The sequence below is a fragment of the Erysipelatoclostridium sp. MSK.23.31 genome, assembly GCF_019125875.1.
GTDB classification, from domain to species: domain Bacteria; phylum Bacillota_I; class Bacilli_A; order Erysipelotrichales; family Coprobacillaceae; genus Thomasclavelia; species Thomasclavelia ramosa.
Window position 1 is genome coordinate 89,660 of the sequence record NZ_JAHOCB010000006.1, and the last position, 15,896, is coordinate 105,555.

General features: G+C 32.0%; 12 protein-coding genes. All 12 read left to right on the forward strand.

The window, feature by feature from the left end; translation table 11 throughout:
- Positions 1–44: 44 nt before the first annotated feature.
- Positions 45–2,558: an FN3 domain-containing metallophosphoesterase family protein gene (locus tag KSU54_RS04810; protein ID WP_003536134.1), complete on the forward strand. Its 2,514-nt coding sequence runs from the start codon at positions 45–47 to the stop codon at positions 2,556–2,558.
- Positions 2,559–2,604: 46 nt separating this feature from the next.
- Complete coding sequence (locus KSU54_RS04815; RefSeq protein WP_003536135.1) at positions 2,605–3,768, forward strand: YibE/F family protein; 1,164 nt, start codon at positions 2,605–2,607, stop codon at positions 3,766–3,768.
- 64 nt (positions 3,769–3,832) lie between these two features.
- Positions 3,833–5,275, forward strand: coding sequence for a glycoside hydrolase family 1 protein (locus tag KSU54_RS04820; RefSeq protein ID WP_003536136.1), 1,443 nt, complete (start codon positions 3,833–3,835; stop codon positions 5,273–5,275).
- A 40-nt stretch (positions 5,276–5,315) separates the two neighbouring features.
- Positions 5,316–6,185, forward strand: coding sequence for a DMT family transporter (locus KSU54_RS04825; RefSeq protein WP_003536137.1), 870 nt, complete (start codon positions 5,316–5,318; stop codon positions 6,183–6,185).
- A gap of 169 nt (positions 6,186–6,354) precedes the next feature.
- Positions 6,355–7,794 carry an NAD(P)/FAD-dependent oxidoreductase gene (locus KSU54_RS04830; RefSeq protein WP_003536138.1) on the forward strand — a complete coding sequence of 480 codons (1,440 nt, stop codon included), beginning with the start codon at positions 6,355–6,357 and terminating at the stop codon, positions 7,792–7,794.
- Complete coding sequence (locus tag KSU54_RS04835) at positions 7,787–9,031, forward strand: NAD(P)/FAD-dependent oxidoreductase (protein ID WP_003536139.1); 1,245 nt, start codon at positions 7,787–7,789, stop codon at positions 9,029–9,031. Before KSU54_RS04830 ends, KSU54_RS04835 begins: the two co-directional genes overlap by 8 nt.
- Position 9,032: 1 nt before the next feature.
- On the forward strand, positions 9,033–9,404 hold the full coding sequence (locus KSU54_RS04840) for a DUF1667 domain-containing protein (RefSeq protein ID WP_008791325.1): 372 nt from the start codon (positions 9,033–9,035) through the stop codon (positions 9,402–9,404).
- A complete protein-coding gene (glpK, locus tag KSU54_RS04845; protein WP_003536141.1) occupies positions 9,397–10,890 on the forward strand; it encodes a glycerol kinase GlpK in 1,494 nt (497 codons plus the stop codon). The genes KSU54_RS04840 and glpK overlap by 8 nt, the downstream gene beginning before the upstream one ends.
- A gap of 123 nt (positions 10,891–11,013) precedes the next feature.
- Positions 11,014–12,342: a H2O-forming NADH oxidase gene (nox, locus tag KSU54_RS04850; protein ID WP_003536142.1), complete on the forward strand. Its 1,329-nt coding sequence runs from the start codon at positions 11,014–11,016 to the stop codon at positions 12,340–12,342.
- Positions 12,343–12,587: 245 nt separating this feature from the next.
- Entirely contained in the window at positions 12,588–13,193 is a 606-nt protein-coding gene (locus KSU54_RS04855; protein WP_003536161.1) for a recombinase family protein, read from the forward strand.
- Between the two features lie 258 nt (positions 13,194–13,451).
- Positions 13,452–13,847 (forward strand): RrF2 family transcriptional regulator, encoded by a 396-nt coding sequence (locus KSU54_RS04860; protein ID WP_008791326.1) that lies wholly within the window; start codon positions 13,452–13,454, stop codon positions 13,845–13,847.
- A 16-nt stretch (positions 13,848–13,863) separates the two neighbouring features.
- Positions 13,864–15,636: an immunoglobulin-like domain-containing protein gene (locus tag KSU54_RS04865; RefSeq protein ID WP_003536164.1), complete on the forward strand. Its 1,773-nt coding sequence runs from the start codon at positions 13,864–13,866 to the stop codon at positions 15,634–15,636.
- Positions 15,637–15,896: the final 260 nt, after the last annotated feature.

The window sequence follows — 15,896 nt, forward strand, 5'->3', positions numbered from 1 at the left end:
ATGAATGATAAGATGTTGGTGTTAAAAATAAAGGGGAATAGACAATGAAAAAAAACAAAGTTTTAAAAGTTTCAATGGCGACATTAGCATTGTTGATGTCGGCTGGATATGTAGCGCAAGATTATCAAGTTACACCAACTTATGCTGAAACAACAAAAATTGGAGATTCAGCGCAATTGATTAGTACGGCAACAACATGGAAATATTTAGACAATAATGTTGATCCGGGAACTGAAACTGACCGTTATGCCTGGACAAAAGCAGATTATAACGATTCAGAGTGGAAAAGTGAAGCTGGAAAATTTGGTGCAAAAAAAGGAAAATTAGAAGATTTAGGCGATGGTTTTGTACCAACAGTTTTATTAAATCAATATATTAATGGAGTTAATGGAGATGATATTCCAGCATTCTTCTTTAGAACTACAGTTAATATTAGTAATTTAGATGATTTCAGTAGTCTAAGTGGGAAACTCTATTATGATGATGCAGCAATTGTTTATATCAACGGTGTTAAGGTAGCATCGTTTGATGAACCAGAGGGTGGCTTTGAATCAAACATGTCTTATGGCGGTTCAAATGCTAGTAATCCTAAAGAAGGAGTTATTTCACTAACAAAAGAACAGTTAAAAGATGTTATTAAGACTGGTCAAAATACGATTGCTGTAGAATTACATCAGGGTCGTGCGAGCAGTTCAGATATCTATTTTGAGTTTAATAATCTTCAAGTTGATTACGGCCAAGAAGAAACAACAGTTGAACAAAAGGCGCTTAATTTAACTATCGGTGAAGATGAAACAAGAATGAATCTTACCTGGTACGCTAATACTAATACTTCGGGAACTGTTCAGCTGGCTAAAGCAGGAGCTATGATCAATGGTGAATTCCCAAGTCAATTTACAACGGTTGAAGCTACGAATAATCAGGCAAACGATAAGGGATTTTACTATAACCAAGCAACATTGGCTAACTTAGAAGAAAATACTAAATATGTATATCGCGTTGTTAATGGTGATCAAGTGAGCAAAATTTATGATTTCACAACTAAAGATTTTGATGGAAGTTATAACTTCATCTTTGCAGGTGATCCACAAATTGGAGCAAGTGGTAGTGCTTCAAAAGATACAGAAGGATGGGATAAAACATTAAGTGATTCAATTAATAAGTTTAATCCAAACTTCATTCTTTCAGCTGGTGACCAAGTTAATACTGCAAGTGACGAGAATCAATACAGTGGCTACTTAGATCATGAAGAATTAACAAGTGTACCTCAGGCAACAACAATCGGAAATCATGATAGTAGTTCAAATGCTTATACACAACATTTCAATTTGCCAAATGAAACTGCTAAAGGGGAAACTGCAGCAGGAACTGATTATTGGTATGTTTATAATAATACTTTATTTATGAATATCAATACAAATAATACAAGTACCGCAGAACACAAAGCATTTATGAAAGAAGCAATTAAGGAAAATCAAGATGTTCGTTGGAAAGTAGTTGTTTTCCATCACTCAGTTTATTCAGTTGCTTCTCATTCAGTAGAGAGTTCTATTTTAAAACGTCGTGAAGAATTAACACCTGTATTTGATGATTTAGGTATTGATGTTGTTTTAATGGGACATGACCATGTTTATGTACGTAGTAATATGATGAAAGGAATGAAAGTTAGTCAAGAAACAGAGGATTTAACTAGTGTAACAGATCCTGAAGGAATCTTATATTTAACTGCCAATTCAGCAAGTGGCAGCAAGTATTATGATATCAAGACTAATATTAGTACTGACTTTGTTGCTAAAATGGATCAATCAAAACAACGTTCAATTTCAAATATTGAAGTTAGTGAAAATAGTTTTAAAGTAACAACTTATTTATACAACAGTAATGATAATCAATGGTCAACTTTAGATGAATTCACTATTAATAAATCAGTTGAAACAAACAATCAAGAAATTACATTAGTACCAGAAGAAACAGCAAATGATATTAGAGTAGTTGCTCCAGTAGGAACAGTTGAAAAAAACAGTACTTTATCAGCAGTTGAAGTGAATGAGGGTGACTTATATCAAGGAATTAAAAATACCTTAAATACTATTTTAGGTAGTGATAAGGATTTTAAAGTATTTGATCTATCACTAATCAAAAATGGAAATATTATAAATCCATTAGGAAAGGTTCAATTATCATTAGCACTACCAGAGGGATATGATGCTAGTAAGTTATTGATCTATCAAGTACAAGATAGTCAAAACAATGATATAACACTAAATTCGATTACATATACAATTAAAGATGGACGGATTATTATTGAAACAGCTTCATTAGGACAATTTGTTTTAGTTAACAATGTAGAAAATAAAAAGCCAGATACAGGTAATGGTTCAAATACTAATCTTCCAACAGTTAAGCCATCAAATACAAATAATTCTACTACAACGACAAATAATAAGGTTGTAACCGGTGATAATAGTAATCTTATTGCTTGGGGAACATTATTGTTTACAGCTTTGGGATGTTCATTAGTTGCTTATAAATCAAAAAAAGAAGAAAAGTTAAAATAACTAGTGGTAATCATTGATTACCACTAACTTTTATTAGAGGTCATTTATGAAGATATTTAATGAATTAAAAGAGAATCGTGTTGTTATTATCATTATGCTCATTACGATAATTGCAGCTGGTTTTTTTAATCAATATTTAGCTAAGGATTATTCTCGGGTTAATAACGATTCAACTGATTTTGTTAGCGGGAAGATAGTAGAAATAACGAGCAGTAATCTTGAATATGATCAAGATTTAAAAATAAATCTTGGAAAACAAGTAGTTGTGGTTGAGATTCTTGAAGGAAAAAGTGCAGGAAAAAGAGTAGAGATCGATAATTATCTAACAGCTGCTCATAATGTTGAAGTTGCGATTGGCTCGAAAGTGATTATCTCAGCTGATGAACCAGATGGAATAGACTCGTATTATACGGTTTATAATTTTGATCGTGGCTTAGGAATGATTATTTTTACTTGTGTATTATTGCTTGTTATCATTGCAATTGGGCGCGGAAAAGGGGTTAAAGCAATCTTAGGATTAGCTTATACATTATATTTAGTAATTTTTCTATTACTGCCAACTGTATTTTCAGGTTACTCACCAGTATTAATGAGTATTATCTGTGTTGCTTTATCAACGATTGTTACATTAATGTTGTTAAATGGTGCTTCTAAAAAGACTTACAGTGCAATTGTGGCAACAGTTTTAGGGGTAGTTTTATCGGCAGGGGGATTTTATTTAATGTCATTAGTACTAAAAGTTAATGGTTTTAGTGTTGATGAGGCAGAAAGTCTTGTGTTAATTAATCAAGCTACGGGATTATCGATTAAAGATATTTTATTTGCAGGGATTTTAATTTCATCATTAGGGGCAATTATGGATGTTGGAATGTCAATTGTTTCTGCCTTATCAGAATTATTTCATCATCAGCCAAACTTGACTCAAAAACAAATTTTTGATTCAGGAATAGAAATTGGTAAAGATATGATTGGTACGATGACAAATACCTTGATTTTAGCATTTACTGGTAGTGCATTTGTTTCATTATTAGTCTTATTTTCATACAATGTCGACATTAAACAACTATTAAGTTCTAATTATATTGCAATAGAATTTGCTCAAGGAATTGCTGGTACTTTAGGAATCGTATTAACTGTTCCAATTGCTTCGTTTATTAGTGCCTGGGCATTAACTAATAAAAAGAGTAATAACAATTTTTTCAAGAGTTGAAAAAAATTTTGTAATATCTGAATAATCAGTTAAAATGTACATGACATAAACAAGGAGGTATTATATGAGTTTTCCAAAAGGATTTTTATGGGGTGGTGCAACTGCTGCTAACCAATTAGAAGGTGGTTGGAACGAAGGTGGAAAAGGAATTTCATGCCCTGACATTTGTACTGGTGGAAGCCATACTCAAAGTAAAAGAATTACACCAACATTAGAAGAAGGGACTTTCTATCCATCACATATGGCAATTGATCATTATCATCGTTTCAAAGAAGATATTGCTTTATTTGCTAAAATGGGATTTAAAGTATATCGTTTTTCAATTGCTTGGACAAGAATTTTTCCTAATGGTGACGAAACAACACCAAATGAAGAAGGATTAAAATTTTATGAAGATTTAATTGATGAATGCTTAAAATATAATATTGAACCATTGATCACAATCTCACATTATGAAGTACCGTTTGGTTTAACAAAGAAATGCAATGCTTGGGCATCACGAGAAATGATTGACTATTACATGAATTATTGTAAAACTATTTTTGAACGCTATAAAGGTAAAGTAAAATATTGGTTAACTTTTAATGAAATTAATAGCGCAACGATGCCAATGGGAGCTTTTTTATCACAAGGAATTTTAAATGAACAAGAAAAAAGCACTGATTTTACAAATCAGGTTGATGATCCCCAATTACGTTTTCAAGGATTGCATCATCAATTTATTGCTAGTGCTAAAGCAGTTCAATTAGCCCATGAAATTGATCCTGATTATAAAGTTGGTAATATGATGATTTATGCAACATCATATCCATTAACTTGTGATCCTGATGATATCATTAAAAATCAACAACAAAATCATATCATGAACTATTTCTGTAGTGATGTTCAATGCCGTGGATATTATCCAACATACATGAAGCGTTATTTTAAAGAAAATAATATTGAAGTAACGATGGAGCCTGGGGATGAAGAAATATTAAAAGCTGGACCAGTTGATTTCTATACATTCTCATACTATATGTCAGTATGTCAAACAGCCGATCCAACTAAAGGGGCTGGTGAAGGTAATATTTTAGGCGGTGTAGCAAATCCATATTTAAAAGCATCTGATTGGGGATGGCAAATTGATCCTAAAGGATTACGTTATTCACTAAATGAAATCTATGATCGTTATCAAATTCCAGTAATGGTAGTTGAAAATGGTCTAGGAGCATATGATGAAATCGAAGCAGATGGTTCAATTAATGATGATTACCGGATTGATTATTTGAGAAGTCACATTGAACAAATGCATGAAGCAATTCTAGATGGTGTGGATTTAATTGGTTATACACCATGGGGATGTATTGATTTGGTATCTGCATCAACAGGAGAATATGCTAAGCGTTATGGTTTCATTTATGTTGAAAGATATGATGATGGAACAGGTGATTTTTCAAGAAGAGAGAAAAAATCATTTAATTGGTATAAAAAAGTTATTGAAACTAATGGTGAAGATTTGGGATAATAGATGTGCATAGCACATCTATTATTTTTATGGAGGAAAAATGAAAACTAAAGGATATTTTTTAACAATTTTATCAGCAGTTATTTTTGGCTTTACCCCGATTCTTGCTAAAATAACTTATTCAATGGGGAGCAATGGAATTACAATGGCCTTTTTTCGACATTTATTTGTAATACCAATCTTATTTTTAATTATGAAATGCCAAAGATTGCCTTATAAAATAACTTTACATCAGTTAAAGAATATTTGTTTAGTAGGAATTATTGGTAATGCTTTGACTGTAGCGGCACTATATACTTCATACAGTTTTATTCAAGTTGGGAGTGCTACGGTACTTCATTTTCTTTACCCGATGTTTGTTTCATTAATATGTTTCTTTTATTATAAAGAGAGATTATCTAAAGCTGTTAAAATATGTTTAGGAACAGCTAGTTTTGGAATTTTATTTTTTATCGAATTGGGTGGTTCATCTTTTTTAGGACTATTTTTGGCTCTGTTTTCAGGTATAACATTTGCTTATTATATGGTAGGTATTGAAAAGTTAGGATTACAGTCTTTGAATCCTTATGTATTAAATTTCTATTTTGCAATCGTTATTTCAATCTCATTATTAATGATTGGACTGATCAGTGGTCAGCTTGAACTGATTTTACCAGTTGAAGCATATGGCTATTCTTTCTTGATTGCAGTTTTAACATCAATCGTTGGAATTATCTGTTTACAACAGGGGGTTAGATATTTAGGTGCAGCTACAGCGTCAATCTTAAGTATGTTTGAACCGGTAACAAGTGTTATTTTTGGGATTATTATTCTCCATGAACAGTTAACAATCGTTAAATTAATTGGATGTTTCATTATTTTAAGTGCAATTACTGGTCTGATTGTTTTTAACGGGAAGCAAACTGAATAATTTTTAAGTAGGAGGAAAACTTCTGCTTTTTTATTTATGTTTAAAAAAACAAGTAATAATAATTATATATGGTGTTTAAACGAGTTGTTTGTGATAAAATTATAAATAGGAAAAGTTACGCAGGGGGATTTTTTAATCGTCCCTATTTTTGTTTAGAAAGGAGCACTTTATGGAAGACATAATTATTATTGGAGCGGGAGTAACGGGCTGTGCGATTGCTCGTGAATTGTCTCGAGATCAACGCAAAATTCTTGTTCTTGAAAAAGGTAGTGATGTTTGTGTAGGTACATCTAAAGCCAATTCTGGAATTGTTCATGCTGGTCACGATGCTAAACCCGGAACCTTGAAAGCAAAATTAAATTTAGAAGGGAATTTAATGATGCCGCAGTTAGCTAAAGATTTAGATATTCCCTTTGTCCAAAATGGTTCATTAGTATTATGTTTTGATGAAAGTCAATTTGAAGCTTTGGAAGAATTATACCAGCAAGGCTTAATAAACAGGGTAAAAGGATTGAAAGTTTTAGATACTAAAGAATTACTTGAGATGGAACCAAATTTAAATCCTAATGTTTTAAAAGGTCTTTATGCTCCAACTGGTGGCATTATTTGCCCTTTTGATCTTGTTTTGGCATTAGCCGAAAATGCTTATGCTAATGGTGTGAAATTTAAATTTACTCAAGAAGTTGTGGGAATTGAAAAAAATATTGATCATTATATTGTTAAAACTATGGATAAGTGTTATCAAAGTAAGATCGTTATTAATGCTGCGGGAGTTAATTGTGATTTGATTCATAACCTAATTTGCAATGAGAAAATGAAAATAGTTCCGCGTAAAGGGCAATATGTTTTATTTGATAAAACCGTTGGCTCAATGGTAAGCAAAACGATTTTTCAATTACCGACTAAGTTAGGAAAAGGGGTATTGGTTACTCCAACTGTACATGGTAATTTAATGATTGGTCCTGATGCAATTGATTGTAATCGTGAAGAGATCAATACAACGATAGAAGGACAAAAGGATATTGTTGATCGCGCATCTTTAAGCATTAAGCAGGTTCCTTATGCAAATCAAATAACTTCTTTTGCTGGATTAAGGGCTCATAATACAACAGGAGATTTTATAATTAAAGAGGATCTAGATAATCCAGGATATTTTGATGTGGCGGGAATTGAATCACCGGGATTAACAAGTGCTCCAGCGATTGGCAAATATGTTTATGATTTAGTTGGCGAAAAGTATCCTGCAAAAGCTAAAGAAAATTTTATTAAATATCGCAAAGGAATTACTAAGGTGATGGAATTGCCACTTGAAAAACGTAACCAATTGATTGCAAAGAATCCATTGTATGGCCAAATAGTATGTTTTTGTGAAAATGTTAGTGCTGGAGAAATAATTGAAGCAATAAATCGTCCACTATCCCCAACTACGATCGATGGATTAAAAAGACGAATTCGTGTCGGGATGGGAAAATGTCAATCCGGTTTTTGTTTAAATAAATCAATGAAATTATTAAGTCAGGAATTAAATAAGGATATTTTTACTATTACTAAAAATGGTAAACATTCAACCTATTTGGTGGGATTAAATAAGGAGGTCAATCATGAATAAAGATTTAGTGATTATTGGTGGTGGACCGGCGGGAATGGCCGCTGCTTTAGGGGCATATGAAGCAGGTGTAAAAGATTTAATTATTATTGAGCGTGATGAGTGTTTAGGGGGAATCTTAAATCAATGTATTCATAATGGTTTTGGTTTACATACATTTAATGAGGAATTAACTGGTCCGGAATATGCTGAACGTTATCGACGTCAAATAGATGAATTAAAAATACCCTATCTATTAAATACAGTAGTAATTGACTTGAATGACAAGGTTATAACTGCGATGAATGGAACAAGTGGGACATTTATGATTCATGCTAAGGCAATAATTTTAGCTATGGGATGTCGTGAACGGAGTCGTGGGGCATTAAATATTCCTGGTTACCGTCCAAGTGGTATTTATAGTGCTGGGACAGCGCAATATTTTGTTAATATTGATGGCTATATGCCGGGGAAAGAAGTAGTAATTCTTGGTTCAGGAGATATTGGCTTAATAATGGCACGAAGAATGACACTTGAAGGTGCAAATGTAAAGATGGTTATCGAACTAATGCCGTATTCTAGTGGGTTGAAACGTAATATTGTTCAATGTTTAGATGATTATAATATTCCTTTAAAGTTGTCACATACAATTATTGATATTGAAGGAAAGGAACGACTTGAGGCTGTTATTGTTGCAAAGGTGGATGAAAATCTTAACGTAATAGAAGGCAGTCAGGAACGCGTTTGTTGTGATACATTATTACTCTCGGTAGGGTTGATTCCTGCTAATGAAATTAGTACTAAAGCTAATGTTATGCTTTCAAGTTTAACTAAGGGAGCGATTGTTGATGATTATTTGCAGACAAATCAACCGGGGATATTTGCCTGTGGTAATGTTCTGCATGTTCATGATTTAGTTGATTATGTATCTAATGAGGCAAAGCTGGCGGGAATAAATGCGGCTAAATATTTGCGAGACCATCTTGTTTTGTGTCAAACTATTACGATTTCATATGAATGTGGTATTCGCTATGTAGTTCCTTCAGTAATTCATCCTAATAATGACGATAATGTTATTGTTCGTTTTAGAGTTGATAAGGTTTATCAAAATAAATATCTATCATTGTATCTAGATGGTGATAGGAAGATTCATCAACGTAAATTAGTACTTGCACCTGGTGAAATGGAACAAATTGTAATAAAAAAAGACTGGTTAAACGAACATATTAAAAAAATCTTAATTACATTGGAGGATGAATGATATGGAAGTGATTAAACTGACTTGTATAAATTGTCCGTTAGGGTGTGCTTTAGAAGTTCGGTATATTGATGAGGAATATGTGGTTACAGGTAATCGTTGTATCCGTGGTAAAAAATATGCATTAGCAGAAATTTCTAATCCTACTAGAATTCTAACAACGACAATTAGAGTGAAAAATAGTCCTTATATGTTAAGTGTTAAGAGTAATGGGGGAATTGCCAAAGATAAAATTTTTGAATGTATACAGATACTAAAGGAAATCGAAGTACAAGCCCCAATTAGTATGAATGAAATAATTGTTGCTAATATTTTAGATAGTGGGATAGATATTGTTGCAACAAAATCGATTGGAGGAGATGAGCTTTATGGCTAAATATGTAATGGCTTTAGACCAAGGAACGACTAGTTCACGTTGTATTTTATTTGATCAAAAAGGAAATATAAGTGCGATGGCTCAACGTGAGTTTAAACAAATTTTTCCTCAACCAGGCTGGGTAGAACATAATCCTATGGAAATTTGGTCTTCACAATTAGCAGTAGCCAGTGAAGCAATGGCATTGAATAATACTAAAGCTGACGAAATTGCAGGAATAGGAATAACTAATCAGCGAGAAACTACAATTGTTTGGAATAAAGATACTGGGGAGCCTATTTATAATGCGATTGTTTGGCAATGTCGAAGAACTGCAGCAATGATTGAGCAGTTAAAAAAAGATGGTTTAGAAGAAATGGTTATTGCTAAGACTGGTTTAATTCCTGACGCATATTTTTCGGCTTCGAAAATTGCTTGGATCCTAGAAAATGTCGATGGCGCTCGAGAATTAGCCAATCAAAATAAATTACTATTTGGTACTGTTGATACTTGGCTGATTTATAATTTAACAGGTGGTAAAATTCATGTCACTGATTATACAAATGCTTCAAGAACTATGTTGTTTGATATCCACCAGCTGTGCTGGGATGATGAATTATTAGCATATTTCAAAATACCTAAGAGTATGTTGCCTGAAGTTAAACCATCAAGTTGCGTTTATGGATATACAAAAGAAGGAATTTTGGGTGGACATATTCCTGTTTCGGGTGCTGCTGGAGATCAGCAGGCAGCTTTATTTGGACAATGTTGTTATGAACCGGGCGAAGCTAAAAATACTTATGGAACAGGGTGTTTTTTGCTAATGAACACTGGTAATGAAATATATCATTCTAAAAACGGATTGATTACAACGATTGCAGCAAGTGATAACAATGAAGTTAGTTATGCTTTAGAGGGCAGTGTTTTTGTTGGCGGAGCAGTAATGCAATGGTTGCGTGATGGCCTTAGAATGTTAAAAAGTACACCTCAGTCAAGCGATTATGCTAATCGAGTTGAAGATACTAATGGTGTCTATTTAGTGCCGGCCTTTACAGGAATGGGTGCTCCATATTGGGATCCTTATGCTCAAGGAACTATTGTTGGACTGACAAGAGGTTGCAGTAAAGAACATTTTATTAGAGCAGCTTTAGAATCTATTGCATATCAAACTAATGATGTTTTAAAAGCAATGCAAGAAGATACTGGGATTGAGTTGAGATGTTTAAAAGTAGATGGTGGGGCAAGTCAAAATGATTTTCTAATGCAATTTCAAAGTGATATATCAAATTGTAAAGTTCATCGTCCACAGGTTGTAGAAACGACAGCATTAGGAGCAGCATATTTGGCAGGTTTAGCAACAGGTTTTTGGGCTAGTAAAGAGGAGATAAAGAATAATTGGAAATTAAATTATGAATTTGTTCCAAGGATCAACAAATCTAGACGTGAAAAAAGTCTGGAAGGATGGGCTAAGGCTGTACGTTTTGCGTTAATGTGGAAAGATGCTTAGGAGAGCAAGGCTCTCTTTTTTATTTTAGTAGTTATAGTTTCCTAATTTTTTGGTGCATATCAGTTGTAAATAAATACAAATGATGGGTATGATAATAATATAAAAAATAAGGAGACTGAAAAAATGAGTAAAATTATTGTTATTGGGGCAAATCATGCAGGAACAGCTGCGATTAATACGATTCTAGATAACTATGAAGATGACGTAGTTGTTTTTGATGGAAACAGCAATATTAGTTTTTTAGGGTGTGGAATGGCATTATGGATCGGAAAACAAATTGATGGACCAGAAGGACTATTTTATTCAAGTAAAGAATTATTGGAAGAAAAAGGTGCAATTATATACATGGAAACGATAGTGGAACATGTTGACTATGAAAAAAAGATTGTCTATGCAAAAGGTAAGGACGGTAAAGAGTATCAAGAAAGTTATGATAAATTAATTTTAGCATGTGGATCTTTACCAATGCGTCCAACGATTCCTGGTAGTGATTTAGAAAATGTTCAAATGGTAAAATTATATCAAAATGCTCAAGATGTAATTGAAAAATTAAATAATCCTGAGTTAAAAAACATTGTAGTAGTTGGTGGTGGCTATATTGGTGTAGAACTGGCTGAGGCATTTAGACGTTGTGATAAAGAGGTTACTTTAATTGATTGTGCTGATACTTGCCTTGGAGCGTATTATGACCATTCATTTACTGATTTAATGAATCAAAATTTAACAGAACATGGAATTAAATTGGCATTCAATCAATCTGTTTTAGAAATTAAGGGTAATCAAAAAGTTGAATCAGTTGTAACAGATAAAGGTGAATATGCTGCAGATATGGTTATTTTAGCGGTTGGCTTTAAACCTAATAATGAGTTAGGAAAAGATGTACTTAAACTATATTCTAACGGGGCATATTTAGTAAACAAAAAACAAGAAACATCATTAAAAGATGTGTATGCAATTGGCGATTGTGCGACTGTTTATGATAATACGATTGATGATGTTAACTATATCGCATTGGCAACAAATGCAGTTCGTTCGGGAATTGTTGCTGCTCATAATGTTTGTGGTCAACCACTAGAAAGTATTGGAGTTCAAGGCTCAAATGGAATTTGTATCTATGATTTAAAGATGGTATCAACGGGGTTAACTTTATCAAAAGCAAAAAAATTAGGTTTTAAGGCTACTTCAGTATCATATCGTGATCTTCAAAAACCGGCATTTATAAAAGAAAATCAAGAAGTAATGATAGAAATTGTTTATGATGAAGAAACAAGGCGGATTTTAGGGTGTCAAATGGCATCAAAATATGATATTTCGATGGGAATTCATATGTTCTCATTAGCGATTCAAGAGCATTTGACAATTGATAAATTGGCATTGCTTGATATCTTCTTCTTGCCACATTTTAATCAACCTTATAATTATATAACAATGGCTGGATTAACTGCTAAATAGAAATAACAAAAATACATTTCAATGATTTGCATCAAAAGCAATTTTTGGATGTATTTTTATTGTGCTGAAGTATCTATGTTAATCAATATTATGAGGTATAGAAAATGAATAATATTGTTGATAAATAGAGAATACTTGTTTGTAATTATAAAATTTCATTTATATTTGATTAAATGTATATTTCTAAATAGATATATACATTTTTTTATTCTCTAAGTATTATTTTCTTATAAGGAGGAATGTGAATGAATAAATACGCTTATATCCGTGTATCAACCAAAGATCAAAATATTGATAGACAAAAATTTGCGATGAAAGAAATTGGATTAGGTACTAGACAAATGTTCATCGATAAACAATCTGGCAAGGATTTTAATCGAAAAGGTTATAAGAAATTGGTGAAAAAACTAAAAAAAGGTGATGAACTTTATATTAAATCTATTGATCGATTAGGACGTGATTATGATGAAATTATTGAACAATGGCGATATTTGGTAAAGAAGAAAGAAGTGGAGATAATTGTGTTAGATTTTCCACTTTTAGATACTAGAAATCAAGTTAATGGTATTACAGGAAAATTCATTGCTGATTTAGTATTGCAGGTATTGTCGTATGTCGCACAAATAGAAAGAGAAAATACAAAACAAAGACAAGCAGAAGGGATTAAGGCTGCAAAAGAAAAAGGGGTCAGATTTGGACGCCCTCAATTACCTTATCCAGAAAATTTTGAAGAGATTTATTTGTGTTATAAGGAAAAACAGATAAGCAAAAGAGAGTGTGCAAGACGGTTAAGTACCAATCATACGACATTTTCTAATTGGGTAAATCGGTATGAATTAAAAAAAGAATAGAAAAATAGAAGTATTTGTAAAATAAGGTAGATTTTTTTATCCACGATTGACAAACATGGTAGACTTTTATTTCCGTGTATTATTTCCAATAATTATGCTAGAAACACATAAAAATATAACTGTATTTTTCTATTAATTATTATATATAAAGTGGAAAATAATGTCTACTTTATTTTCCATCGGAAAGATAGCTGTACTTTTCTGGATTTTGAAACTAACCTAACATCGGTTAAGTTAGAAAGGAAGGAGGAAAACGAGGTGCAGTTGAAGGTTTCTACTGATTATGCAATACGAATAGTTCTATATATCGCTATAAAAAAGGATATTGTCCAGTCGAAAGAATTATCAGAAACACTTGGGATTCCCCAAAGTACAGTATTTAAAATCGGGAAGAAACTAAGTGATAATGAAATAATTAGCATTGCTACAGGGATACAGGGAGGATTTAAATTAAAAAAACACCCAAAGGATATAAGTATTTTTAGCATTATAGATATATTTGAGCCAACGATAAGAATTAACAGTTGTCTTGAGGAAGATAAATATTGTAGCAGATTTGCTACAGAAACTTGCCCTGTTCGAAAAGTTTATTGTACAATGCAAAAACATTTTGAAGAATATTTAAAGAAAATAAAAATTTTAGATTTGATTTAAAATAAGGAGAAACTGAATGTTGTATTTAAAAAGAATATTAATAGTTGGATTATCTTTTGTAGTAGGACTTATAAATATTATTGGAAATAATTATACAGTATTTGCTTTAGAAAAGAATACGCTGGTTCATCAGAATGTTATGTCAATGATACAGTCTCAACGTGGGGGACTATTTGACCCGATTTATACAGAGAGTTTAGAGGATAATTGGCAAGGTGATTATATCTACTATGGAGAAGATACGGATGGTTCAGCATTGAAATGGCAACTCCTAGATTCAGATAATAAGGATTTTAGTAAGAATGCAAATAGTACTATGTTTTTGTTCTCTGATAAGACTATTGGAACTAGTTTTTGGTATCGTGAAAATGATTATGGTTTTGATTATAGTAATGTAAAGCCAGGGGAAACTCCTATATATTGGCAAAAAGGCTATGAATGGGACAAAAGTGATTTAAAGACTAATATGGAAGATGAAATGAAAAATAAGTTTTCGTCAATTGAAAATGAGGGCATTATTTTTTCTTCAAAAAGTAGTGAAGATGCACAAAATGTAGCGGTTGGTTTGGAAAAATTAGGTACTACAGAAATGACTGCTAGTAAATGGTTTCCTTTAAGTATACAAGAGCTTACCAATAAGTGTTATGGTTTTAGCAGTGTTCCATTTAATAGAAATCAAGCACCTCTTGGATTACATACTGGAGATAAAAGTCGTGTTAGTTCTGATGATAAAAATTATTTAATACGTTCATATGAGGAACATTGGACAAAGCCAATGGAAAATGGAATGCGGTATCATCCTGTATTTGTGTTAAATAGTAACAGTGTATATGGTGCAAATTGTGCTGGAGGATTAAATTATGGAAATATGTACACAGTACAAAGTATGCGTCCAGCAATGAACATAGACACTTCTAAAGTTATGCTGGTTAAAAGTCATAATCAAAAAGAGATTATTGGTATTAAAGCAGTCAACGATAGTAAGACAAATGAGTTTAAATTAACATTACTTGATGATAAACAAAAATTAAATATAGAAAATATTAAGACCGAACGTGATAAGATAACTTTTGATTTTGAAGCAATAGGAAACGGAAAATACTTGAGTGTTGTAGTTCAAGATGAAAATAATAATGTTATGTATTATGGGAATATAAAAGATAATCTAGACAAAGTAAATGTAGGAACAATGACGATTGATTTAAATCAAATTGGATTGAATTCTAAATCATTTAGTTCAGGAGAATATAAATTATCGATTTTTACAGAACAGTTGAATTTCGATAAAAAGACGGATTATTCAAGCAAATTTGTAGACGTAGAAGTTGTACAGAATAACGTACCACCCGCTGTTATTAATAAAGTACCAACAATTGTGGCAGAAGATAAAGTACTGACAGTGGGAGATACATTTGATCCACTGAAAGATGTGACAGCATATGATAATGAAGATGGAATAATCAAGTTAACGGAAGCAAATATTGCAGCAAATGATGTAAATACAAATAAGGAAGGAACATATAATGTAACTTATAAAGTAACAGATAAACAAGGTGCTTCATCAACTAAGACAATTACAATTGATGTAATAGAACGAATAGTTATACCAGAAAATAAACCAGTAGATAAGACAAATAATGATACAAATTCTTCTAATTCTAGTAAGGTGCCACAAACAGGTGATATTAATAATATAGGTGTCTTAGCGGTCACACTTATGATGTCAGGAAGTATCGTAATAGGATGTAACAGAAAGAAAAGTAAGGCTAATAGTCTAAGCGAAAAATAAAATATTAAAAAAATTAATATTTTTTAAATTAGCCATCTAGTATTAGCAAGATTTAAAAATACGCTAAATTGATAAATATTTATATTTATTAGATTAAAATTGATTTATCTCTATTATGATGTTCTAAAACTTATAAGGGTAGATATAGATTATTGATAATATAAAGACAGCCCCATTAAATGTAGTGAACCCTTCTAGTTGGTTGTGATGTGTACCCAGTTTTCTGGACACGTTTAAATTTAGTTTTAAAAAAATTATGC

Excerpts from the sequence above, each read along its gene's own strand:
- KSU54_RS04820 (WP_003536136.1), top strand. The coding sequence starts at position 3,833 with ATGAGTTTTCCAAAAGGATTTTTATGGGGTGGTGCAACTGCTGCTAAC.
- KSU54_RS04815 (WP_003536135.1), top strand. The coding sequence starts at position 2,605 with ATGAAGATATTTAATGAATTAAAAGAGAATCGTGTTGTTATTATCATT.
- KSU54_RS04865 (WP_003536164.1), top strand. The coding sequence starts at position 13,864 with ATGTTGTATTTAAAAAGAATATTAATAGTTGGATTATCTTTTGTAGTA.
- KSU54_RS04830 (WP_003536138.1), top strand. The coding sequence starts at position 6,355 with ATGGAAGACATAATTATTATTGGAGCGGGAGTAACGGGCTGTGCGATT.
- nox (WP_003536142.1), top strand. The coding sequence starts at position 11,014 with ATGAGTAAAATTATTGTTATTGGGGCAAATCATGCAGGAACAGCTGCG.
- KSU54_RS04810 (WP_003536134.1), top strand. The coding sequence starts at position 45 with ATGAAAAAAAACAAAGTTTTAAAAGTTTCAATGGCGACATTAGCATTG.
- KSU54_RS04825 (WP_003536137.1), top strand. The coding sequence starts at position 5,316 with ATGAAAACTAAAGGATATTTTTTAACAATTTTATCAGCAGTTATTTTT.
- KSU54_RS04840 (WP_008791325.1), top strand. The coding sequence starts at position 9,033 with ATGGAAGTGATTAAACTGACTTGTATAAATTGTCCGTTAGGGTGTGCT.
- KSU54_RS04835 (WP_003536139.1), top strand. The coding sequence starts at position 7,787 with ATGAATAAAGATTTAGTGATTATTGGTGGTGGACCGGCGGGAATGGCC.
- glpK (WP_003536141.1), top strand. The coding sequence starts at position 9,397 with ATGGCTAAATATGTAATGGCTTTAGACCAAGGAACGACTAGTTCACGT.
- KSU54_RS04855 (WP_003536161.1), top strand. The coding sequence starts at position 12,588 with ATGAATAAATACGCTTATATCCGTGTATCAACCAAAGATCAAAATATT.